Origin of the sequence: Mesorhizobium sp. M7A.F.Ca.US.014.04.1.1 (assembly GCF_003998745.1) — a bacterium.
GTDB lineage: Bacteria > Pseudomonadota > Alphaproteobacteria > Rhizobiales > Rhizobiaceae > Mesorhizobium > Mesorhizobium ciceri.
The window spans coordinates 1-1965 of the sequence record NZ_RZRW01000814.1 but is presented as its reverse complement, the minus strand read 5'-3'; the positions used below and the strand labels follow the sequence as shown (position 1 = coordinate 1965).

Below are 1965 nucleotides of genomic sequence, written 5' to 3'. Positions count from 1 at the left end.
CGCTGCCGACGAGGCAGAAGAAGGTGCCGACGCTGGTGTCGAGGACATCTCGCACACGTCCGAGATCATTGAACATGCGGCTGATTCGTCCGAACATGCCGATGCGTCCGAGCATGGCGAGGATTCGGCCGAGCAGGACGAAGGCGAAATCCGCGAAGGCGGCCCGACGTCGATCGCCGCCTCGGTCGAGGCCGATGTGATTTCCGAAGCCGTCCCGCTGGCCGAACAAGGCAGCGAAGCGACCTCCGGCGACAATGATCGCGGCATGCTGGAAGAAGTGCAGTCCTCGCATCCGGACGATCACGAGGTCGAATCGGTCGGCGCCGAGGATGCGCTGGAAGAAGTGCGCAACCGCCGCAAGCCGGTGCGCCGCCAGTACAAGATCCAGGAAGTGATCAAGCGCCGGCAGATCCTCCTGGTGCAGGTCGTCAAGGAAGAGCGCGGCAACAAGGGCGCGGCGCTGACCACCTATCTGTCGCTGGCCGGCCGCTATTCGGTGCTGATGCCGAACACGGCGCGTGGCGGCGGCATTTCGCGCAAGATCACCAGCGCGGTCGACCGCAAGCGGCTCAAGGAGGTCGTCGCCGATCTCGAAGTGCCGCAGGGCATGGGCGTCATCCTGCGCACCGCCGGCGAGAGCCGCACCAAGGCAGAGATCAAGCGCGACTACGAATATCTGATGCGGCTTTGGGAAAATGTCCGCAATCTCACCTTGCAGTCCACGGCCCCTGCCCTGGTCTACGAGGAAGGCAGCCTGATCAAGCGCTCGGTGCGCGACCTCTACAACAAGGATATCGACGAGATTCTTGTCTCCGGCGAGGAAGGCTACCGCGAGGCCAAGGACTTCATGCGCATGCTGATGCCGAGCCACGCCAAGGTGGTTCAGCCGTTCCGCGACACGACGCCGATCTTCGTGCGCAACGGCATCGAGGCACAGCTCGACCGCATGCTGCAGCCGCAAGTGACGCTGAAGAGCGGCGGCTACATCATCATCAACCAGACCGAAGCGCTGGTTGCCATCGACGTGAATTCGGGCCGCTCCACCAAGGAGCACTCGATCGAGGACACCGCGCTCCACACCAATCTGGAAGCGGCCGAGGAAGTCGCGCGTCAGCTAAGGCTGCGCGATCTTGCCGGCCTGATCGTCATCGACTTCATCGACATGGAGGAGAACCGCAACAACCGCTCCGTCGAGAAGCGGCTGAAGGATCACCTCAAGAACGATCGTGCGCGCATCCAGGTCGGCCGTATCTCGCATTTCGGCCTGATGGAGATGTCACGCCAGCGCATCCGCGCCAGCGTGCTGGAATCGACCATGAAGCCTTGCCCGCATTGCGGCGGCACCGGCCATGTGCGCTCCGATTCGTCGGTCGCGCTGATGGTGGTGCGGGCGATCGAGGAATTCCTGCTCAAGGATTCGCGCAGCCACATCACGGTGCGGACGCCGGCGGCGACAGCACTCTACGTGCTCAACCACAAGCGCGGCACGCTGGTGGAACTCGAAAGCCGCTTCGGGCTGACGATCACCGTCGAGGCCGACGATTCGGTGGGTTCGCAGCACTATGCGATCTTCCGCGGCGCGTTGGCTGAAAAGCCGGAAGGCTTTGTCGAGGCGCGCAGCTTCCCGGCCTATGTCGAGCCGGACGAGCCCGAGGATGAGATTGCCGTCATCGAGGAAGACGACGAGGCGCCGATCCAGGCAGAACAGCCACGCCAGCAGCCGCAGCAACAGCAGCCGCGGCCCGCTGCCGGTGGTGAGGAAGGCGAAGGCCGCGACCGCAAGCGCCGCAAGCGTCGGCGTCGGCGTGGCGGCAAGGATCGCGATCGCGAACATGGCGCCCCTGCGGACGGTGCTTCCGTCTCGGCTCCGGCCGGCGAGTTTTCGGACTCGGACTCGGCCGCCGGAGATGGCGACGCGGAAGCGGACGACAATGCCCCTGTTGGTGTTTCCGAAACTCCTGCCAC

At 64.4% G+C, this 1965-nt stretch carries 1 protein-coding gene; it reads left to right on the top strand.

The window, feature by feature from the left end:
• A partial coding sequence (locus tag EOA22_RS31820) for a ribonuclease E/G (RefSeq protein ID WP_164756118.1) occupies window positions 1–1965 on the top strand: 1965 nt, incomplete at both ends.